The sequence below is a fragment of the Xenorhabdus littoralis genome (assembly GCF_033949345.1).
In the GTDB taxonomy this organism is placed as follows: Bacteria; Pseudomonadota; Gammaproteobacteria; order Enterobacterales; family Enterobacteriaceae; genus Xenorhabdus; species Xenorhabdus littoralis.
Genome location: NZ_VCDP01000007.1, coordinates 44,650 through 66,782, shown reverse-complemented (window position 1 = coordinate 66,782; position 22,133 = coordinate 44,650). Strand labels below are relative to the sequence as shown.

Sequence of the window (22,133 nt, the reverse complement as noted above, 5' to 3'; positions counted from 1 at the left end):
TCCATAAAAAAAATCAAAAAAATAAAGTATCTTTTTATTTAAAAAATGAGTTATTCAGTATTTTCAATCTGTGGAAATACCGCACATACATCCAATTAACTTCAATATTTAACTCAATATTAAATTTAATTAATTCATTGGCATAGCCCATTAGTATCATGAGTAGGAGTAAAGTATGTCTATGTTTCGCAATCGTATTAATAACGAAGAGCAACTTTTATCTAAGGATCCTTCTGCCTCTCCCCCTTGTCAGTTTCCTCTCAGTTCTACCCAGCAAGTCGTCTGGCTCGATCAGAGACTGCGTCCTGACAGCACTTGCTACAATATCGGTTGTGTTGTTCTTATTGAGGGAGAATTGGATGAAGCGCTGTTAATGCGCGCCTTTGAGTCCGTTGTTTATCGTCATGATGCGTTGCGTTTACGACTGGTCAATACACAAGGATTACCACGACAAGAACTGTTTGATGCCTTGCCAGTGAAAATGGCAATCCGTGACTTCTCAGGTTATGCCGATGCAGAAGAGCAGGTTGAACAATACCTTCATACCGCCCTCGTGCGCCCGTTTGATTTGAATGGCGAGCTATGGCGTGTTGAATTGATACGGGTAAGTGATCAACGTTGGTACTGGCAGTTCTGTTGCCATCACTTAATCGGGGATTCCATCACGTTAAAACTTATTCCCGAAGATACTGCCAACACTTATCGTCGTCTTATCAAGGGAGAAGAGCTGACAGAAACCGCGCCCTCCTATCTCGACTTTATTGATGAGGATAGTGATTACCTAAAATCACAACGCTATATACAAGACAAGCAATTCTGGCAGGAACGTTATAAAAACGTATCACCCACATTAATCCAGCCATCCCTTTCAGATAAAACAACTGAAGCTGAACAGCCTGAACCTGTACTTTGGCAATTGGACAAAGCACTGTTTCAGCGCATTGAAGAGACAGTAACCGCGCAAGGATTATCTGTCCTGCATTTCATGTATGCGGTTCTGGCCTGCTATTTCTCCCGGACCCTTCATTTCTCACATACGGACAGCCCGGAAGAGATAATCATCGGCATTCCCGTGCACAACCGTAAAAATATCAAACAAAAACGCACGGTAGGCATGTTTTCGTCAGTGATTCCCGTCGGTATCACTATTGCGTCTCAGGATACTTTTCTCGATGTGATGAATAAAGCGGCGGCAGAATTGCGACGTTGCTATAAACGTCAACGCATGCCAATCGCAGATATCAATCGGCACATACAAGTCCAGCAGAAAACCGGACATGCCCGGTTATTTGACATTATGTTGTCATTTGAGTGGATTGATGTGAATGCCAGCATACCCAATGCCGCACTCACCTATTCCAGAATACAACGTGGTGCAACGTTCCCGCTGCTTATTGCCATCTACCAATATGCATTTGCTGACAGTGAGGACAGCCATAAACCTGCCACCCTTGAGTTTAACTTTTCACCCGATTATCTGGATCGTGCTGAAATTATGGCGCTGAAATCCCGCTTCATTGCATTGATAGAGGCGGCGGTTGCTTCGCCTGATACACAAATCGGGACCCTGCCGATATTGCCACTCACAGAACAGCAACAATTGTTGGTGAACTTCAACGCCACTCAGGCGAATTTCCCGAAAAATATAGCAGTTCATCAACAGGTTGAGGCTCAGGTAGTACAGCATCCTGATGCTCCCGCTGTCGAATTCGGGGGACAGTCCCTCAGCTATGATGAACTGAACCAACGCGCGAATCGTCTGGCCCACCACCTGATTTCGTTGGGAGTACGCCCTGACGAGCGTGTGGCGATATGTGTCGAACGCAATCTGGAGATGATCGTTGGATTATTGGCCATTCTCAAGGCCGGTGGCGCTTATGTACCGCTCGATCCGGCTTATCCGGCTGAGCGGCTGGCGTATATGCTCAAAGATTCGGCTCCCGGGGTTTTACTCACTCAGACGACTCTCCTTGATATGCTGAGCAGTGCTATTGCCACATCTGAACACACAACGTCCTCTGCCCCGACAATCATCATCCTTGATGATCCGGAACCGTCTCTGGCAGAACAGCCTGATCACAATCCTGACACACAAGCATTAGGGCTGACACCACATCATTTGGCCTATATTATCTACACCTCAGGCTCAACCGGATTGCCCAAAGGCGTAGAGATGCCGCAGGCGGCATTATCGAATTTACTACAATGGCACAGCCAACCCGTTGGTGATGAAATTATCACCGATAAAAACACCACAAATAAGAGTGTTTCCCGTCCTTCCGGAGCCGGTAAAACACTGCAATTTGCCGCACTGGGATTCGATGTCGCCTTTCAGGAGATATTTACAACGCTGAGTGAAGGCGGATGTTTGGTCCTGATTAATGAAGAAACGCGTCAGGAGCCGCAACTCCTTCTCCGCCTGATTCAGCAAAAACAGATTGATAGAATTTTTCTTCCTTACATTGCCCTACAGAATCTTGCCGAAGCCGCGGGCCTCAGTAAGGATGATTTTTCTTGTCTGGCCCATATTGTGACCGCAGGTGAACAATTGCGGATTACCCCTGCCATCCGTCACTTTCTGCAACGTGCAGGATCATGCCGGTTACACAATCACTATGGCCCGACTGAAAGTCACGTTGTAACAACATATACACTGGACAACAATATTGAGGATTGGGCAATACTGCCGCCAATCGGCCGCCCGATTGCCAATAACCAAATCTATATTCTTGATAAATATAGCCAGCCGGTTCCTCTCGGCGTAACAGGTGAAATCTATATCGCCGGTATCGGTGTTGCCCGTGGTTATCTGAATCGTCCCGAACTGACTGCCGAGCGTTTCCTGATCGACCCATTCTCGTCAAATCCGACTGCCCGCATGTACAAAACGGGGGATCTCGGTCGCTGGTTGTCCGATGGCAATATTGAGTATCTCGGCCGTAATGATTTTCAGGTCAAACTGCGCGGGTTCCGCATTGAACCGGGTGAAATCGAAACGCAGTTAACGCAATGTCACGGTGTGCGTGAAGCCGTGGTTATCGCCAGAAAAGATATTTCTTATGACAACATCGCGGGTCAGCAACTGGTTGCTTATCTGCTGCCGCAGGAGGGCATTCAATTAGTTCCCGCTGAACTGCGTCAACAACTCGCCAAACACCTTGCTGACTATATGCTGCCCAGCGCCTTTGTCACGCTTGATGCCTTCCCGCTGACGCCGAATGGCAAACTTGACCGTCAGGCACTTCCTGCGCCCGGCTCATCAGCCATGGCCTCTCGCGATTATGAAGCCTCCGTTGGTGAAATAGAAACGATTCTGGCCCAGATCTGGCAGGACTTACTGGGCGTGGAACGTGTCGGGCGTCATGACCATTTCTTTGAACTCGGCGGTCATTCCCTGCTTGCCATACAGCTTGGTACGCGCGTTCGCCAGAGTCTGGCCCGGGAAATGTCACTGAGGCAGCTCTTTGAACACCCTATTCTGATGGATTTGGCGCATACGCTCACCGGTATCTCAGAAATGTCTCAGGTCGTTATTCATCCGGCCGATCGCAGCCAACCCCTGCCCCTCTCCTTTGCCCAACAACGCCTGTGGTTTTTGAGTCAGCTCGATCTGGCAACAAATCGGGCTTACCAAATCCCGATTACGCTGCGCCTGACAGGTCAAATTAACCGCCATTTACTGATTACCACACTTGATCGCCTGATTGCCCGTCATGAAAGTCTGCGCACCCGCTTTGTGTCGATAAAAGGCCAGCCTTATCAACATATCGACCCTGCCGACATCGGTTTTGCCCTGTCCTGCCATGATCTGCGGCGGTTAGATCCGGCCCGACGGGCGGCCCGTATTGCTGAACTGGCGGAACTCGACGCCAACCGTTCCTTTGATTTTTCTCAGGAGCCGCTTATTCGGGGTCAATTGCTGCAACTGGATGATGAGGAACATGTGTTGCTGCTTAATCAGCATCACATTATCACTGATGGCTGGTCCATCGGGGTATTGGTGCGTGAATTAGGCGCGCTCTATCATGCCCTGCTCAACGATGACGGCGATCCTTTGCCGCCATTGCCCGTTCAGTACACTGATTACGCTGTCTGGCAACGTGAATGGTTGCAAGGCGATGTGTTCACAACACAACGGGATTTTTGGTACGAACAACTGGCAGGCACACCGGCTTTATTGTCACTCCCTACCGATCGGCCCCGCCCCGCCGTACAAACTTATGTCGGCAGTTATATTCCTTTCCGCCTTGAGAGCCGTTTGCTGGGCTCACTGAGAGCGCTGGGGCAACGCCATAATACAACCCTGTTTATGACCCTGCTGGCAGCATGGGGCATCGTTCTTGCCCGGCTCAGTGGACAGGAAGATATTGTTATCGGTACGCCGGTCGCTAATCGCCCACACCGTGAACTGGAAGGGATCATCGGTTTCTTCGTCAATACGCTGGCCTTGCGCATCAAATTCAATGATGGCCTCAGTGTGGCTGATCTGCTGGCACAGGTGCGTGAACGGGCTCTTGATGCCTACGCCTATCAGGATTTGCCCTTTGAACAGGTAGTCGAAGCCCTCCAGCCCGAACGGAGCCTGAGCTATAGCCCTATTTTTCAGGTGATGCTGGCTATGGACAATACCCCCGTTCAAGAGCAAACCGCATCCGGTTTACAGATTTCCCGGGGAGAACAGACAAACCAGAGTGCCCATTTTGATTTGATGCTGCTGTTGACTGAAACTGACACCAGTTTGTTCGGCAGTCTGCATTATGCCGTCGATCTGTTCGATTCCGCCACGGTTGAGCGTATGCTCGGCTATTTGAACAATGTGCTGACAGCGATGGTGGCTGATGAAACGCAAGCCGTTGCTTTTCTGCCTATCATGTCAGAGGCGGAGCGGAAAAAGCTGCTGACTGAGTTTAATGCTACTCAGGCAGACTTCCCGCAAGATGCGTTGATCCACCAGCTATTCGAAACCCAAGTGGCACATAGCCCCTCAGCCACTGCGATAGTGTGTGATGAAAAATCACTCAGCTATGATGAACTGAACTACCACGCCAATCGGCTGGCTCACCATCTGATTGCGCTGGGGGTGAGTCCGGATGATCGGATCGCAATCTGTGCCGAACGCAGTCTGGAAATGATGGTGGGTTTACTCGGTATTCTCAAGGCGGGCGGGGCTTATGTGCCACTTGATCCGGCCTATCCGGCCGAACGGCTGGCCTATATGATTGACGATGCCGCGCCCACAGTATTACTGACTCAATCCACGCTGGTGGATAAATTCACGCGTTCAGTCCCTGCCGTTTTACTCGATAACGTACTCGACAGCCAAGATCCTTTCGCGATGGAACCGCCCGGACACAAACCCGATGCTCAGGCTTTGGGGTTAACCTCACACCATCTGGCGTATGTGATCTACACTTCCGGCTCAACCGGCCTGCCCAAAGGCGTGGCAATAGCCCATCGTAATGCAGTGAATTTCCTGACCTGGGCACAACGGACTTTCAGCCCGGAAGAATTAGGACACACCCTGTTTGCAACCTCACTGAATTTTGACTTGGCGGTGTTCGAATGCTTTGCTCCCCTGCTTTCCGGCGGCACGGTTCACCTTGTTCCTGATGTGCTGTCACTGGTGACCAAAGAACGGATTAATGCTGAACACTCAGTCGCCGTCAGCCTGATTAACACGGTCCCCTCAGCCATCACACAGTTGATTGAGGCTCACGCCGTACCCGCCAGTGTCCGGGCGGTCAATTTAGCCGGTGAAGCACTGAAGCCGCATATTGTTGAACAATTACTGGCTCATACGTCAGTACAAAATATATGTAATCTTTACGGCCCTTCTGAAACCACAACCTATTCGACCTGGACACGGATGAACCCGTCAACCGGATTTGTCAGCCATATCGGACGCCCGATTGCAAACACTCAGATTTATATTCTTGATCGGCATGGTCAGCCAGTGCCGCTCGGGGTTGTCGGTGAAATCCACATTGCCGGCGCGGGAGTCACCCGTGGTTACCTGAATCGTCCTGAACTGACTGCCGAACGTTTCCTGCCCGATTCGTTCTCCGCAAATCCGGACGCCCGCCTGTACAAAACCGGCGATCTGGGTCGCTGGCTGGCTGACGGCAATATCGAATATCTTGGGCGTAATGATTTTCAGGTCAAAATACGCGGTTTCCGCATTGAGTTAGGTGAAATCGAGGCTCAGCTGATGCGTTGCCACGGAGTACGCGAAGCGGTGGTGGTTGTCCGTGAGGAGGCATCAAATGAAAGCCCGGCGAACCAGAAACGTTTGGTGGCTTATTTACGGCCGCTAAAGGGCGTGACACTGGTTCCTGCGGAGCTGCGTCAACAACTTTCCCGGCATCTGGCTGAATATATGCTGCCCGGTGCCTTTGTCATGCTCGATACCTTCCCGCTGACGCCGAATGGCAAACTTGACCGTCAGGCGCTTCCCGCCCCTGATATGTCTGCGGTAATAACACGCAGCTATGAAACGCTGCTTGGTAAGGTGGAGACGATTCTGGCCCGGATCTGGCAAGATTTGCTGGGATTGGATCGGGTTGGCCGTCATGACCATTTCTTTGAACTGGGCGGCCATTCCCTGATGCTTGTCAGCTTAATCGAACGGCTGTACAGCTTTGGTTGGCAACTGGATATTCGCAGTGTCTTTTCTGCTCCGGTCCTGTCCGATATGGCACAGGCGATTAAAAACAATATTGATACGTTGATCGTGCCGCCCAACCGCATTCCCGATGGCTGTACGGCCATTACCCCGGATATGCTGCCCTTGGTTTCACTGACCCAAGCTGAGATTGATGCTATCGTTGCGGCAACACCCGGCGGGGCAGGCAATATACAAGATATCTATCCACTGGCCCCACTACAGGAAGGTGTCCTGTTCCATCACTTGCGACAGACTCAGGGTGATACTTATCTGTTGCAGTGCCTGCTTGCTTTCGACACACAAGAACGCCTTGATGGATTCCTGACCGCGTTCCAGCAAGTTATCGACCGGCACGATATTCTGCGTACTGCCGCCTGCTGGCAAGGATTGATACAACCTGTTCAGGTGGTTTGGCGTCAGGCACAGTTGAGTATCAATGTTTTTGTTCCTGATACGGCAGATAGTGTTCTGTCTCAACTGCAAGCCCACACAAATCCGCACCGGCATCGTCTCGACCTGAGTCGGGCACCGCTGTTTGCTGCTGATATCGCTTACGATCCGGTACAGGAAGAGTGGTTACTGGCCCTGCGTTTCCATCATCTGGTCAGTGACCATATGACGCTGGAGCTGATTTTCGCCGAAATTGCCCAAATACAAGTTAACCAAGTCCATGGAAAACCGGGGCATGGTGCAACGCTGCCAACCGCACTACCTTACCGTAATTTTATTGCCCGGATACTGAGTGTGCCGGCAGACCTGCACGAAGCTTATTTCCGTACCCAACTTACTGATATCGATACACCGACAGCACCCTTTGGCATACTCTCCATACAAGATCTCTCCATACAGGATCTCTCCATACAGGATGATAATGAGCCTGTTGCCGAAGCCCGTCTCTCCCTTGAGCCGGCTCTCGCGAAGGCTATCCGTATACAGGCACGTCGTCTGGGCGTGAGTCCGGGGGTGCTGTTCCATGTTGCCTGGGCGCAGGTGCTGGCACAAACCAGCGGCTGCGACGATGTTGTTTTCGGCTCCGTACTGCTGGGCCGATTGCAGGGAGGCGCAGGGACTTCCCGGACTCTGGGCATGTTTATCAATACATTGCCGATACGGGTTTCCCTTGCCGGACGTCATGTTCAGGACGTGGTTCAGGCCACCTACCGCAATTTGACAACACTGCTGGAACACGAACAGGCTCCGTTGGCAATGGCGCAACGTTGCAGCAGCTTGCCCCAGTCGGTGCCATTGTTCAGTGCCGTACTCAATTACCGTCACACCCGGCTCAGTTCAACTGACGTCATTGAAGTACATCAAGAAGGGATACGTATCCTCTCTGCTGATGAACGGACTAATTACCCTGTCACGTTATCGGTGGATGATGTCGGCGTCGGTTTCAGCTTAACCGCGCAGACTGTGACGAGTATTGATCCGGCACGTATAACCGCTTATCTGGCGACCGCTATCAGTGGTCTGGTTGATGCACTGGCTCACAATCCAAAACGGTTGATTCAGGATATCTCCATTCTGCCAGCCACAGAACGACAGCAAGTATTGGTGGATTTTAATGCCACTCAGGTGGATTTCCCGCAGAGCGCATTGATCCATCAACTGTTCGAGTCCCAAGTGGCACAACACCCTGATGCAACGGCAGTGGTGTCCGGCGGGCAGTCATTAAGCTATGACGAACTCAATCGCCGTGCCAATCGGCTGGCCCATCATCTGATTGCACTGGGTGTACGTCCTGATGATCGGGTAGCGATATGTATGGAGCGTAGTCTGGACTCGGTTGTCGGGATGCTCGCCATTCTCAAGTCTGGCGGGGCGTATCTGCCACTTGACCCGGCTTATCCGGCTGAACGACTGGCGCATATGCTTAAGGATGCACAGCCAGTTGTCTTGCTGACCCAGACAGCACACGCTGACAAACTGGGCAGCGCTATATTTATGCCTGTATCTGTATCTGTACCTATGCTTTTGCTTGATGCACGAGATACACAGGAATCGCTCTTGGCGGAACAGCCGTCCCATAATCCGGAGATACAGGCTCTGGGGCTGGCGTCACACCATCTGGCGTATGTGATTTACACTTCCGGCTCAACCGGCCTGCCTAAAGGGGTCATGGTTGAGCATCGCAATGTACTCCGCCTTATCATCAATAGTGGTTTTGCTGATCTTGGCCGGGATGACTGTGTTGCCCATTGCGCCAACATTGCCTTTGATGCATCAACATGGGAAATCTGGTCTGCCCTGCTCAACGGCGGGCGTTTGCATCTGGTTTCACCATCATCACTGCTTGATCCGGTACGTTTCTGTGATGAATTGGTCAGGGGACAGGTTACGGCTCTTTGGTTAACGGTTGGCTTGTTCAACGAGTATCTTGAAACACTTAAACCCCTGTTTGGACAATTGCGTTATCTGCTTATCGGTGGTGATGTCCTTGATCCACGGAAAATCCGGCAAATGCAATTGTCTGAATCACAACCGATACATTTGATCAATGGCTATGGGCCAACGGAAACCACAACGTTTGCGACAACCTATCCCATTGTGTCTCCGGTTGATGTGACTCGTTCCGTTCCTATCGGTCGCCCGATTGCGAATACCCGTATTTATATTCTCGACTCACATAACCAACCTGTACCATCCGGGGTTGCCGGTGAAATTTATATTGCCGGAGCCGGTGTTACCCGGGGTTATCTGAACCGCCCTGAACTGACCGCCGCACGTTTCCTGCCCGATCCGTTCTCCTCAGAATCCGATGCGCGCATGTACAAGACCGGCGATCTGGGTCTTTGGCTTCCTGATGGCAATATTGAATATCTTGGCCGCAATGATTTTCAGGTTAAATTGCGCGGTTTCCGCATTGAGTTGGGTGAAATTGAAGCCAAACTGATGGAGTACCACGGCGTACGAGAAGCCATTGTTCTTATCCGCGAAGACATTTCTGCTGAAAACATAGATGAAAACATAGATGAAAATATAGATAAAAATATAGATGAAAATATAGATAAAAATATAGATGAAAATATAGATAAAAATATAGATGAAAAAACGGCGGGTCAGAAACATCTGGTCGCCTATCTGCAACCTCAGGCAGGTATCACACTGGTTCCCGCTGAACTGCGGCAGTACCTTACCCGACACCTTGCCGACTATATGCTGCCCAGTGCTTTTGTCACGCTGGCGGCTTTCCCGCTCACCCCGAATGGCAAACTTGACCGTCAGGCACTTCCGGTGCCTGATTTATCGGCAGTGATTACCCGCAGCTATGAAGCGCCTGTGGGTGAGATAGAGATTGCACTGGCTCAGATTTGGCAAAAATTACTGGGGCTGGAACAAATTGGTCGCCACGATCACTTCTTTGAACTGGGTGGACATTCACTGCTTGCTGTCCAACTCGTTGCACATATACGTCAGGATCTGGCGCGGGAGTTATCGCTTCAGCAACTCTTTGATCAGCCTGTTTTGCTGGATTTAGCGAAAGTGCTCACCGGCACATCTAAAACCGATCAAACAGCAATCCCGATCACTGACCGGAGTCAGCCATTACCCTTGTCTTTCGCTCAACAACGGTTATGGTTCTTGGGGCAAATCGATCAGGCTGCCAGTCTGGCTTATCATATTCCGGCGGCGTTGCGCCTGACCGGTCAGCTTAATCATTCCGCCTTGTCCGGCGCACTTGACCACCTGGTCGCCAGACATGAAATCTTGCGTACCCGTTTTGTGCTGGTCGCGGGTCAACCTTATCAGCATATCGATCCGGCTGACACGGGTCTGGTCTTGTCTTATCAGGATTTACGTCCGCTGGCACCCGAAACGCATTCTGAACGCATTGCTGAACTTGTAGCCACTGAAACACAGACACCGTTCGACTTTGCTCAGGATCGGCTTATCCGTGGTCATTTGCTGCAACTGGCAGATGAAGAGCATGTATTGTTGCTCACCCAGCATCATATTATCTCCGATGGCTGGTCTATCGGCGTGTTGATGAATGAACTGAGCACCTTTTATCGCGCCGCTCTTGATGGCCAAGACCCCTCACTACCGCCACTGCCCATTCAATACGCTGATTATGCTGTCTGGCAACGTGAATGGCTGCAAGAAGCCACCCTCGCTGCCCAACGCGCTTTCTGGTGTCACCAGCTTGAAAATGCGCCGACTTTATTGACACTCCCGACTGACCGTCCACGCCCGACGATACAGACCTTCGTCGGAGGCAAAGTCCCTGTTTACTTTGATGCCGAGTTATTGTCATCCCTGAAACGACTGGGACAACGCCATAACACGACCTTGTTCATGACCCTGCTGGGTGCCTGGAGTATCGTCCTTGCGCGGCTCAGTGGTCAGGATGATATTGTTATCGGTACGCCAGTCGCTAACCGTCCACATCATGAACTTGAGAAGCTGATTGGTTTCTTCGTCAATACGCTGGCTTTACGTATCAGCCTGCATGATCCCGTCAGTGTAACCGACCTACTCAGCCAAATCAGGGAACGCGCGCTCGCCGCCTATGCCCATCAGGATTTGCCTTTTGAGCAGGTGGTGGAAGCTCTACAGCCAGAACGCAGCCTGAGTTACAGCCCTATCTTCCAAGTCATGCTGGCCTTAAATAACACGCCAGCCCAAACGCTCGCGCTGCCTGATATACAGTGCACATCCGTTGAACAGATGCACCCCAGCGCGCATTTTGATTTAACCTTGTCACTGACCGAAACCGAGGCCGGCTTGGTTGGAGAACTGACCTATGCCGTCGATCTGTTTGATGCCGCCACGGTTGAACGCATGGTCGGTTATTTGGCAAATGTACTGGCAGCAATGGTGGCTGACGATACGCAAATCGTGACGGCTTTGCCGATACTGCCGGCATCCGAACGACACCAACTGCTGGTAGATTTCAATGCCAATCAGGTGGATTTCCGACAAGATGGGTTAATTCACCAGCTATTTGAGGCTCAGGCGGCATATCGTCCGGATGCCATTGCCGTCGTATTTGAAAATCAAACACTCAGTTATGATGAGCTGAACTGTCGGGCCAATCGGCTGGCACATCATTTGATTGCATTGGGTGTGCGTCCTGATGATCGCGTCGCAGTATGTATCGGGCGCAGTCTGGAAATGGTGGTGGGTTTACTTGCCGTTCTCAAGGCGGGTGGGGCTTATGTGCCGCTTGATCCCGCTTATCCGGCCGAACGACTGGCCTATATGCTTAATGACGCCGTACCCGTCGCGTTACTGACCCAGACAGAGTGGCTCGACAAGCTTTCCGCTACCTTGCCGACGGTCTTACTGGATAATCACGACTCCTTCTTGGCTACACAGCCTGCTGATAACCCGGACACGCCGGCGTTAGAGCTGACTTCACACCATCTGGCCTATGTGATTTATACCTCGGGTTCCACCGGAAAACCGAAAGGTGTGATGATCGAACACCGCAATGTATTTAGCATGATCATGAATAATGGGTTTATCAATATCGGAATTGATGACTGCATTGCCCATTGTGCAAATATCTCATTTGATGCGGCTACATGGGAGATCTGGGCGGGTTTAGTGCATGGGGCACGTCTGCTCCTGATCCCCGAAAAAACCTTATTGCAACCGGAGTATTTTGCTCAACGCCTGTCAGAAGCCGGCGTCAGTGCGCTATTTCTCACCAGCGCATTGTTCAGTAAATATGCCAATCTGATCGCGCCGGCCTTGTCAGGTCTGCGCTATGTTCTTTTCGGGGGCGAACAAATAGATCCCCGCTCCGCCATTCATCTCAAAGCCGAGCATCCGCCAAAACACTTGCTGCATTTATATGGGCCAGCGGAAGCAACCACTTTCGCCACTGTCTATGAAATTCCCTTCATGGGAGATAAATCTGCGCAAGATTCTGCGCAAGATGGAGGCAGAAAAATCCCCATCGGTCACCCGATATCGAATACCCGGATCTATATTCTGGACGGAAAAAATCAGCCTGTGCCCCTCGGTGTCGCGGGTGAAATTTACGTTGCCGGTGCCGGTGTTGCCCGTGGTTACCTGAATCGTCCCAAACAGACCGCAGAACGTTTCCTTATTGATCCGTTCTCTTCAGAGCCGGATGCGCGCATGTATAAGACCGGTGACCTCGGTCGCTGGCTATCGGATGGCAATATCGAATATCTTGGCCGCAATGATTTTCAGGTCAAACTGCGGGGGTTCCGCATTGAACTGGGCGAAATTGAAACTCAGCTCAGACAATGCCACGGGGTGCGTGAAGCCGTGGTCTTGGCGCGGGAAGACCGTTCTTATGAAAACCATTCTTATGAACACAATGCCCATGATAATGGCGCGGTTCAGAAACGTCTGGTCGCTTATGTACAGCCCCGGACGGGAACTGAACTGATCCCCGCCAAACTGCGCCAGCAACTTGCTCAGCATCTCACTGAATATATGCTGCCCAGTGCCTTTATCATCCTCGATACTTTCCCGCTGACCCCGAACGGCAAACTCGATCGTCAGGCACTCCCCGCTCCCGATGAATCTGCTTTTATCATACGCCACTATGAATCGCCCATCGGTGAGGAAGAAACGGCTCTGGCCCGAATCTGGCAGGATCTGTTGGGATTAAAACAGGTCAGTCGCCACGACCATTTCTTTGAACTCGGTGGTCATTCGCTGATGATCGTCAGCCTGATCGAGGAACTCCGTAGCATCGGCTGGAAACTTGATGTTCGCAATGTGTTCGCTTCACCTGCCCTTGTCGATATGGCGCAGGTTATGCAGCGTGAAACCAACGCTTTTGTCGTGCCGCCTAACCGTATTCCTGATGGCTGTACGGCCATCACCCCCGATATGCTGCCGCTGATTTCGCTCACCCAGTCTGAGATTGATGCCATCATTGCTACCGTTTCCGGCGGGGCAGGCAATGTGCAGGATATTTATCCACTGGCACCGTTGCAGGAAGGTATCCTGTTCCATCATCTGTTACAGAAACAAGGTGATGATTATTTGTTGCAGATTTTACTCGCCTTCGATACCCGTGAGCAGTCTGATGCATTCCTGAATGCCTTGCAGCAAGTGATTGACCGTCACGATATCCTGCGCACGGCGGCCTACTGGCAAGATCTGGCACAACCCGTTCAGGTGGTTTGGCGGCAGGCATCGCTGAGGATTAATGAGTTCACTCCTGCGACAACGGACAATGTTCCCGTCCAGCCGGTTTCGGTTCAGCTACAGACACATACCGATCCGCGTCTACATCGCATCAACCTGAATCAGGCACCGCTGTTTACGGTGGATATCGCCCATGATCCGGTACAGGATGAATGGTTGTTGGCGCTGCGTTTCCATCATCTGGTCAGCGACCATATAACACTGGATCTGATTTTCGCTGAAATGGCACTTATTCTGCGAAATATTCTGCGAAAAAATGTTTTGCCGGAAAATGCGGAAATCCTGCCTGCAACGCTGCCCTATCGCAATTTTATTGCCCAGATCCTGAGTGTCCCGCCTTCAGTACATGAGGCTTACTTCCGCGAGCAACTTGCCGGTATTGACGAACCCACCGCACCGTTTGGTGTGTTTACCATACCTAAAGTTACCATACCTAAAGTTCCGCCAGAAAAAATCAAATCCAAACAAGGTGAATTACACAACTCCAGTGAATCGATAGCAAAAAATCGTATTTTGCTCACTTCCGATCTGGCTGAAAACATCCGTGTTCAGTCTCGTCGTCTGGGTGTCAGTCCCAGTGTCCTGTTCCATGTCGCTTGGGCGCAGGTGCTGGCACAAACCAGCGGACGTGACGACGTGGTATTTGGTTCAGTACTGTCAGGACGCCTGCAAGGAGGAGCGGGCGCTGATCGAATATTAGGGATGTTCATCAACACCCTGCCAGTCCGAATCTCCCTGAGCGGGCATAATGTGCGGGAGATCGTGCAGGATACCTACCGAACCCTGACCACCCTGCTGGAGCATGAACAAGCGCCGTTGGCGCTGGCACAACGGTGCAGTAACGTGGCACAACCTATGCCGCTGTTCAGTACTCTGCTGAATTATCGCCATAGCCATAACCATAACCATAACCATAACCATAACCATAACCATAACCATAACCATAACCATAACCAAAGTAGCGAGGGCAATACCGGAGAGGCGGTCAACTCCATGTGGGCCGATATGCGCCTGCTCTCCGCTGAGGAGAAAACCAATTACCCGATTACCCTGTCCGTGGATGATTTAGGGGATGGTTTCCAACTGACCGCCCTGACCATCGCTGAGATCGCACCAGAACAGATCACGACCTATCTGTCCACGGCCATTAAAGGTCTGGTCGATGCTTTAGTTCATCATCCGCAACAATTAATACTGGATGTGCCGATATTACCGGAAGCTGAGCGGCAACAACTGCTGGTGGATTTCAATGCCACTCAGGCGGATTTCCCGCAAGATGCGTTGATCCACTCACTATTTGAAGCTCAGGTTTTACAACGCCCCGACGCCACTGCCGTGATCGACGGGGGACAAACGCTGAGCTATGACGAGTTGAACCAGCGCGCCAATCGTCTGGCACATCATTTGATTGCACTGGGTGTACGACCGGATGATCGGGTTGCTATTTGTCTCGAACGCAGTCTGGAAATGGTGATTGGCTTGCTGGCTATCCTCAAGGCAGGGGGCGCTTATGTGCCGCTTGACCCCACTTATCCGGCCGAGCGATTGACCTACATGCTGGAGGATGTCGCTCCTGTGACGTTACTGACCCTGACAGAATGGGTTCACAAACTCGCCGGTGCCCTGCCGGCAACCTTACCGACAGTCTTATTGGATCATGCCCGCAACGGGCAAGGATCGTTTTTGGCTGATGAACCGAACGATAATCCAGATGTTCAGGGATTGGGGCTGACATCACGTCATCTGGCCTATGTGATTTATACCTCGGGTTCGACAGGCCAACCCAAAGGCGTGATGGTCGAGCACCGGAGTGTGCTTCGCCTGATTGTGAATAATGGTTTTGCCGATATCGGGCCGGATGACTGTATAGCCCATTGCGCCAATGTTTCATTTGATGCGGCGACCTGGGAAGTGTGGGCGGGTTTGGTGCATGGGGCGCGCATTCTGCTGATCCCGGAAAAAACCCTGCTACAGCCGGATGATTTTGGTCAATGCCTGTCAGAAGAAGGCGTCAGTGCGTTATTCCTGACGACCGCACTGTTCAATCAATATGCGAATTTGATTGCCCCCGCCTTGTCAGGTTTGCGCTATGTTCTGTTCGGGGGTGAACAGACGGATACCCGTTCAGCCATTCGCCTCAGAGCCGAACATCCCCCCAAACACTTATTGCATGTGTATGGGCCAACAGAGACAACCACTTTCGCCACAGCCTATGAAATGCCCTTAATGGGAGATGGATCTGCGCAAGGTTCTGTGCAAAATGGAGGCAGGAAAATCCCCATCGGCCATCCGATCTCGAATACCCGGATTTATATTCTGGATGGGAAAAACCAACCCGTTCCTCTCGGTGTCGCGGGTGAAATTCACATCGCCGGTGCCGGTGTTGCCCGGGGTTACCTGAATCGCCCTGAACTCACTGCTGAGCGTTTCATTATCGATCCATTCTCTTCAGAGCCGGATGCGCGCATGTATAAGACCGGTGACCTCGGTCGCTGGTTGCCGGATGGCAATATTGAATACCTCAGTCGCAACGACTTTCAGATTAAATTGCGCGGCTTCCGTATAGAGCTGGGTGAAATAGAATCCCGTCTCAGACAGTGCCACGGGGTGCGCGAAGCCGTGGTCCTGGTTCGCGAAGACGATGCAGATCAGAAACGTCTGGTGGCCTATCTGCGACCACAGGCGGGAATTAAACTGATTCCGGCTGAACTGCGTCAGCAACTCACCCAACATCTTGCTGACTACATGCTGCCCGGTGCCTTTGTGATATTGGCGACTTTCCCGCTGACGCCGAATGGCAAAATTGACCGCAAGGCATTGCCGGCCCCTGATTTATCGGCGATGGTATCCCGTGATTATGAAGCCCCTGTGGGTGAAACAGAAATCGCACTGGCTCAGATTTGGCAAGATTTGCTGGGTCTGGCGCGCGTCGGTCGCCACGATCACTTCTTTGAGCTGGGCGGTCATTCGCTGCTTGCCGTCCAGCTTGCTGCGCGTGTACGTCAGATATTGGCCCGGGAGTTACCGTTACAACAACTCTTTGACCAACCTCTTCTGGCTGATCTGGCCCAGGTGCTTACGGAGGCTCCGGCAACCACTCAGGCAACAATCCCTGTGGCTGACCGCAATCAACCACTCCCCTTGTCTTTTGCCCAGCAACGGTTGTGGTTCTTGGGTCAACTCGATCCGGCGGCCAGCCTTGCCTATCACATTCCGGTAGCCTTGCGCCTTAGTGGTCAGCTCAACCGCCATGCTTTATCCAGCGCACTCGACCACTTGGTCGCCCGACAGGAAATTCTGCGTACCCGCTTTGTGCTGGTCGCGGGCCAACCTTGCCAGCATATTGATCCTGCCGACATTGGTTTTGCCCTCTCTTATCAGGATCTACGCCTGTTATCACCGGAAGAGCATAATCAACGCATTGCAGAAATTACGGCGCTCGAAGCGCAGACTGCGTTTGATTTTACCCAAGGCACCCTAATCCGTGGTCACTTGTTGCAACTGGCGGATGAAGAACATGTATTCCTGTTCACCCAGCACCATATTATTTCTGATGGCTGGTCTATCGGTGTCCTGATACATGACCTGAGTGAACTCTACCGCGCGGCTCTCAACGGACAAGCGGCGCATTTACCGCCATTGCCCATTCAATATGCCGACTATGCTGTCTGGCAACGTGACGGGCTGCAAGAAACGGCCCTCACCGCACAACGTGATTTCTGGTGTTCTCAGCTTAAAGATGCGCCGGCCTTACTGACACTCCCGACCGATCGCCCACGCCCGGCGGTGCAGACCTATGTCGGCAGTCGCATACCTGTTCACTTTGATGCTGACCTGCTGGCTTCACTTAAAAGTCTTGGGCAGCGCCATAGCACCACCTTGTTTATGACGGTGCTGAGCGCATGGGGTATCGTCCTTGCCCGTCTCAGTGGTCAGGACGATATTGTTATCGGCACCCCTGTCGCTAACCGTCCGCATCATGAACTGGAGGGGATGATCGGTTTCTTCGTCAATACACTGGCTTTGCGCATCAAGTGCCATGATGGTCTCAGTGTGGCGGATCTGCTGGCACAGGTTAAGGAACTGGCATTTGCTGTCTATGCCCATCAGGACTTGCCTTTTGAACAGGTGGTGGAAGCACTCCAGCCCGGACGCAGCCTGAGCTACAGCCCGATTTTCCAAGTCATGCTGTCCTTAAACAACACACCGGTTCAAACATTGGCACTGCCCGATCTACAGCTCATGCCGATTGAACAGGAACATCATAGTGCTCATTTTGATTTAACCCTGTCATTAACCGAAACCGACGATGGTCTGGTCGGCGAATTGGCCTATGCCATTGATTTGTTCGACTCAGCAACCGTTGAGCGCATGATCGGTTATCTGACTCATGTGCTGACAGCAATAACGGCGGATGAAACGCAAATGATTGCCGCGCTGCCAATGCTGCCGGAATCGGAACGTCAACAATTGTTGGCGGGATCCCATGCCATCCGGACGGATTTCTCACAAGACATGCTGATCCACCAGCAGTTTGAAGCTCAGGCGGCACAGCATCCTGAGGCGACCGCCATTGTATTTGAGGGGCAATCACTCAGCTACGGGGAGCTGAACCGCTGCGCTAATCGGCTGGCCCATCATTTGATTGCGCAGGGTGTGCGTCCTGACGATCGGGTGGCTATCTGTGTCGAACGCAGTCTGGAAATGGTTGTCGGCTTGCTGGCTATCCTCAAAACAGGGGGGGCCTATGTGCCGCTTGATCCGGCCTATCCAACCGAACGGTTGGCGTATATGCTCGAAGACGCGACACCCGTGGTCATACTTACCCAAGCCGCGTTAGTGGACAAGCTCGGCAGTACCTTGCCTGTGGTCATGCTTGATCACGTACTCGACAGCCAGACACCACTTTTGGCAACGCAGTCAAGTGACAATCCAGATGCTCAGGCATTGGGACTGACATCACGCCATCTGGCCTATGTCATTTACACGTCGGGATCGACCGGCAAGCCGAAAGGAGTCATGGTTGAACATGCCAATCTCACTCGCCTGTTAGCCGCAACTCAAGCATATTTCCAATTTGATAATAACGATGTCTGGACACTGTTCCACTCCTTTGCGTTCGATTTCTCAGTATGGGAATTGTGGGGAGCCCTGGCTTACGGTGGCCGGCTTGTCGTGATCCCGGCAGACTGTGCCCGCTCGCCGCAGATGTTCTATTCGTTGCTGTGCCATGAACAGGTCACGATACTGAATCAAACCCCCAGCGCTTTCCGGCAATTGATTGCAGCTCAGGATGCGACCTCACATTCTCTGCGCTGCATCATTTTTGGCGGGGAGGCATTGGAATTACATACCCTTGCTCCGTGGGTTGCCCGCAATCCGACCCAGCAGACCCGTCTGGTGAATATGTATGGCATCACTGAAATTACTGTCCATGCGACTTACCGTGAGCTGACGGAATCCGATATCTACTCAGGACGCGGCAGTTTAATAGGTCAGCCGCTCCCCGATCTGCGGATCTATATTCTCGACACCCACGGTCAACCGGTTCCGCTCGGTGTGGCAGGTGAAATCTATATCGTCGGTGCCGGCGTAGCCCGTGGTTATCTGAACCGCCCTGAACTTACGACAGAACGCTTCCTTGTCGATCCCTTCTTCCCGGATTCAGATGCCCGCATGTATAAAACCGGTGATTTGGGGCGCTGGCTTGCCGATGGCAACATCGAATATCTCGGACGCAATGATTTTCAGGTCAAGTTGCGCGGTTTCCGGATTGAATTGGGCGAAATTGAGGCAAGGCTTGAGCAGTGCCACGGTGTGCGTGAAGCGGTGGTGCTGGCCCGCGAGGATATTTCCGGTGAGCCTATTTCCGATAAATCTATTTCCGGTAAGCCTATTTCCGGTAAAAATGTCGTGGGGCAAAAACGTCTGGTCGCTTATCTGCTGCCTCAGGCGGGTGTTGAACTCATTCCTGCCGAACTGCGCCAGCAGCTTACCCCGCATCTTGCAGAATATATGCTGCCCAGTGCTTTTGTCACATTGGAATCCTTCCCGCTGACCCCGAATGGCAAACTTGACCGTCAGGCACTTCCTGCACCTGATTCGTCCGCTGTTGTGGTACGTCATTACGAATCTCCGGTTGGTGAGATGGAAACTGCCCTCGCCCAGATTTGGCAAAATCTTCTGGGACTGGAGCAAGTCAGCCGTCACGATCATTTCTTTGAGCTGGGCGGACATTCGCTGATGATTGTCAGTCTGATCGAAGCTCTGCGCAATCTGGGTTGGCAGCTCGACGTCCGCAGTGTGTTCGTCACCCCTGTCCTCGTTGATATGGCTCAGACTATCCAGCGTAATGCCGGCACTTTTGTCGCACCGCCTAATCTGATCCCGGATGGCTGTACTGCCATCACACCCGATATGCTGTCTTTGGTGTCCCTGTCCCAAACTGAGATTGATGCCATTGTCGCAACCGTTCCCGGAGGTGCCGCCAATGTGCGGGATATCTACCCGCTGGCACCGTTGCAGGAAGGTATCCTGTTCCATCACTTATTACAGACACAAGGTGATAATTACCTGCTGCAAAGCCTGCTCGCTTTCGATACCCGTGAGCGTCTCGATATTTTCCTGACTACCCTGCAAAAAGTCATTGACCGTCATGATATTTTACGCACGTCGGCCTACTGGCAGGAACTGGCACAACCGGTTCAGGTGGTCTGGCGTCAGGCTGCCATGATTGTCAATGTTTTCCAGCCAGTGACAACCGACGATATCACGACCGGCGATATTGTTACTCAACTCAAGGCACATACCGACCCACGCCGGCATCGTATCGATCTGGATCGCGCGCCGCTGTTTATCGCGGATATCGCCCATGATCCGGCACAAAATGAGTGGTTGCTGGCTCTGCGCTTCCACCATCTGGTCAGTGACCATATGACACTGGAACTGATTTTCGCCGAAATGAGGCTGATATTGCAGGGAAAATCGCAGGAAAATGCGGTGGCATTACCTGCCTCCCTGCCTTATCGCAATTTCGTCGCCCAAACCCTAAACATGCCGATTGCTGAGCACGAGGCTTATTTCCGCGCCCGACTTGCTACCGTTGACGAGCCAACCGCGCCGTTTGGTGTGCTCAAGATACAAACTGACGGTGAACAAGTTAATGAAGCCCGCCTGCCCATTGCATCGGATCTGGCAGAAGCCATCCGCGTTCAGGCTCGTCGTCTGGGTGTCAGCCCCAGTGTCCTGTTCCATGTGGCCTGGGCGCAGGTACTGGCACAAACCTGCGGCCGTGATGATGTGGTCTTCGGCTCGGTACTCTCGGGACGGCTTCAGGGAGGTGCCGGTGCTGAACGGGTTCTGGGCATGTTTATCAATTCCCTGCCAATGCGGGTTTCTCTGGCTAAACGCACGGTTAAGGATGTGGTGCAAGACACCTATCATAATTTGATGACGTTGCTGGAGCACGAACAGGTGCCATTGGTACTGGCACAACGTTGCAGTGGCATGGAACAGTCCGTTCCGCTGTTCAGTACTTTGCTGAATTACCGCCACAGTCAATCTGATGAATCCGGGGTCGCTGACACAGTTTGGACAGGGATGCGCGTTCTGGCAGCAGAGGAACGAACCAATTATCCGATCACCCTGTCAGTGGATGATTTGGGCACCCGTTTCCGGCTGACTGCCCAGACGGTTGCGGGTATTGACCCTGACCGCGTCATCCACTATCTGGCTACCGCCATTAGCAGTTTAATTGATGCGCTGATTCATGAGCCACAACGATTGATTCGGGATATCTCCATTCTGCCAGCCCCGGAGCGACAACAATTACTGGTGGATTTCAATGCGACTCAGGCCGATTTCCCGCAAAACGGACTCATCCACCCGCAGTTCGAAGCGCAGGCGGCGCACCATCCCGATAGCACCGCCATTGTATTTGAGGAGCAAACCCTCAGCTATGGCGAGCTGAACCGCCGTGCTAACCAACTGGCTCACCATCTGATTTCATTGGGTGTACAGCCGGATGATCGGGTGGCAATCTGTATCGAACGCAGTCCGGGTCTGATTGTCGGCCTGCTTGCTATTCTCAAAGCCGGCGGCGCTTACGTACCACTCGATCCGACTTATCCAACCGAACGGCTGGCTTATATGCTTGAGGATTCAGCCCCCGTGGTCTTGCTGACTCAGGCAACGCAAGCGGACAAATTCTCTTGTTCTGTTCCTACCGTCGTAGTTGATGACCAAGAATCGCTTCTGACAGAACAGCCGTCCCATAACCCGGACAGGCAGGCTCAGGGGCTGATGTCACACCATCTGGCCTATGTGATTTATA

Annotated in this window: 1 protein-coding gene (running past one end of the window); it reads left to right on the top strand. The window is 52.1% G+C overall.

From position 1 onward, the window contains the following. The first annotated feature begins 175 nt into the window (after nucleotides 1-175). Nucleotides 176-22,133: the 5' portion of a non-ribosomal peptide synthetase gene (locus FE394_RS02875; RefSeq protein WP_319924901.1), read on the top strand. 1,496 nt of this gene lie beyond the right edge of the window; only the first 21,958 of its 23,454 coding nucleotides appear in the window; the start codon lies at nucleotides 176-178; its stop codon lies beyond the right edge, outside the window.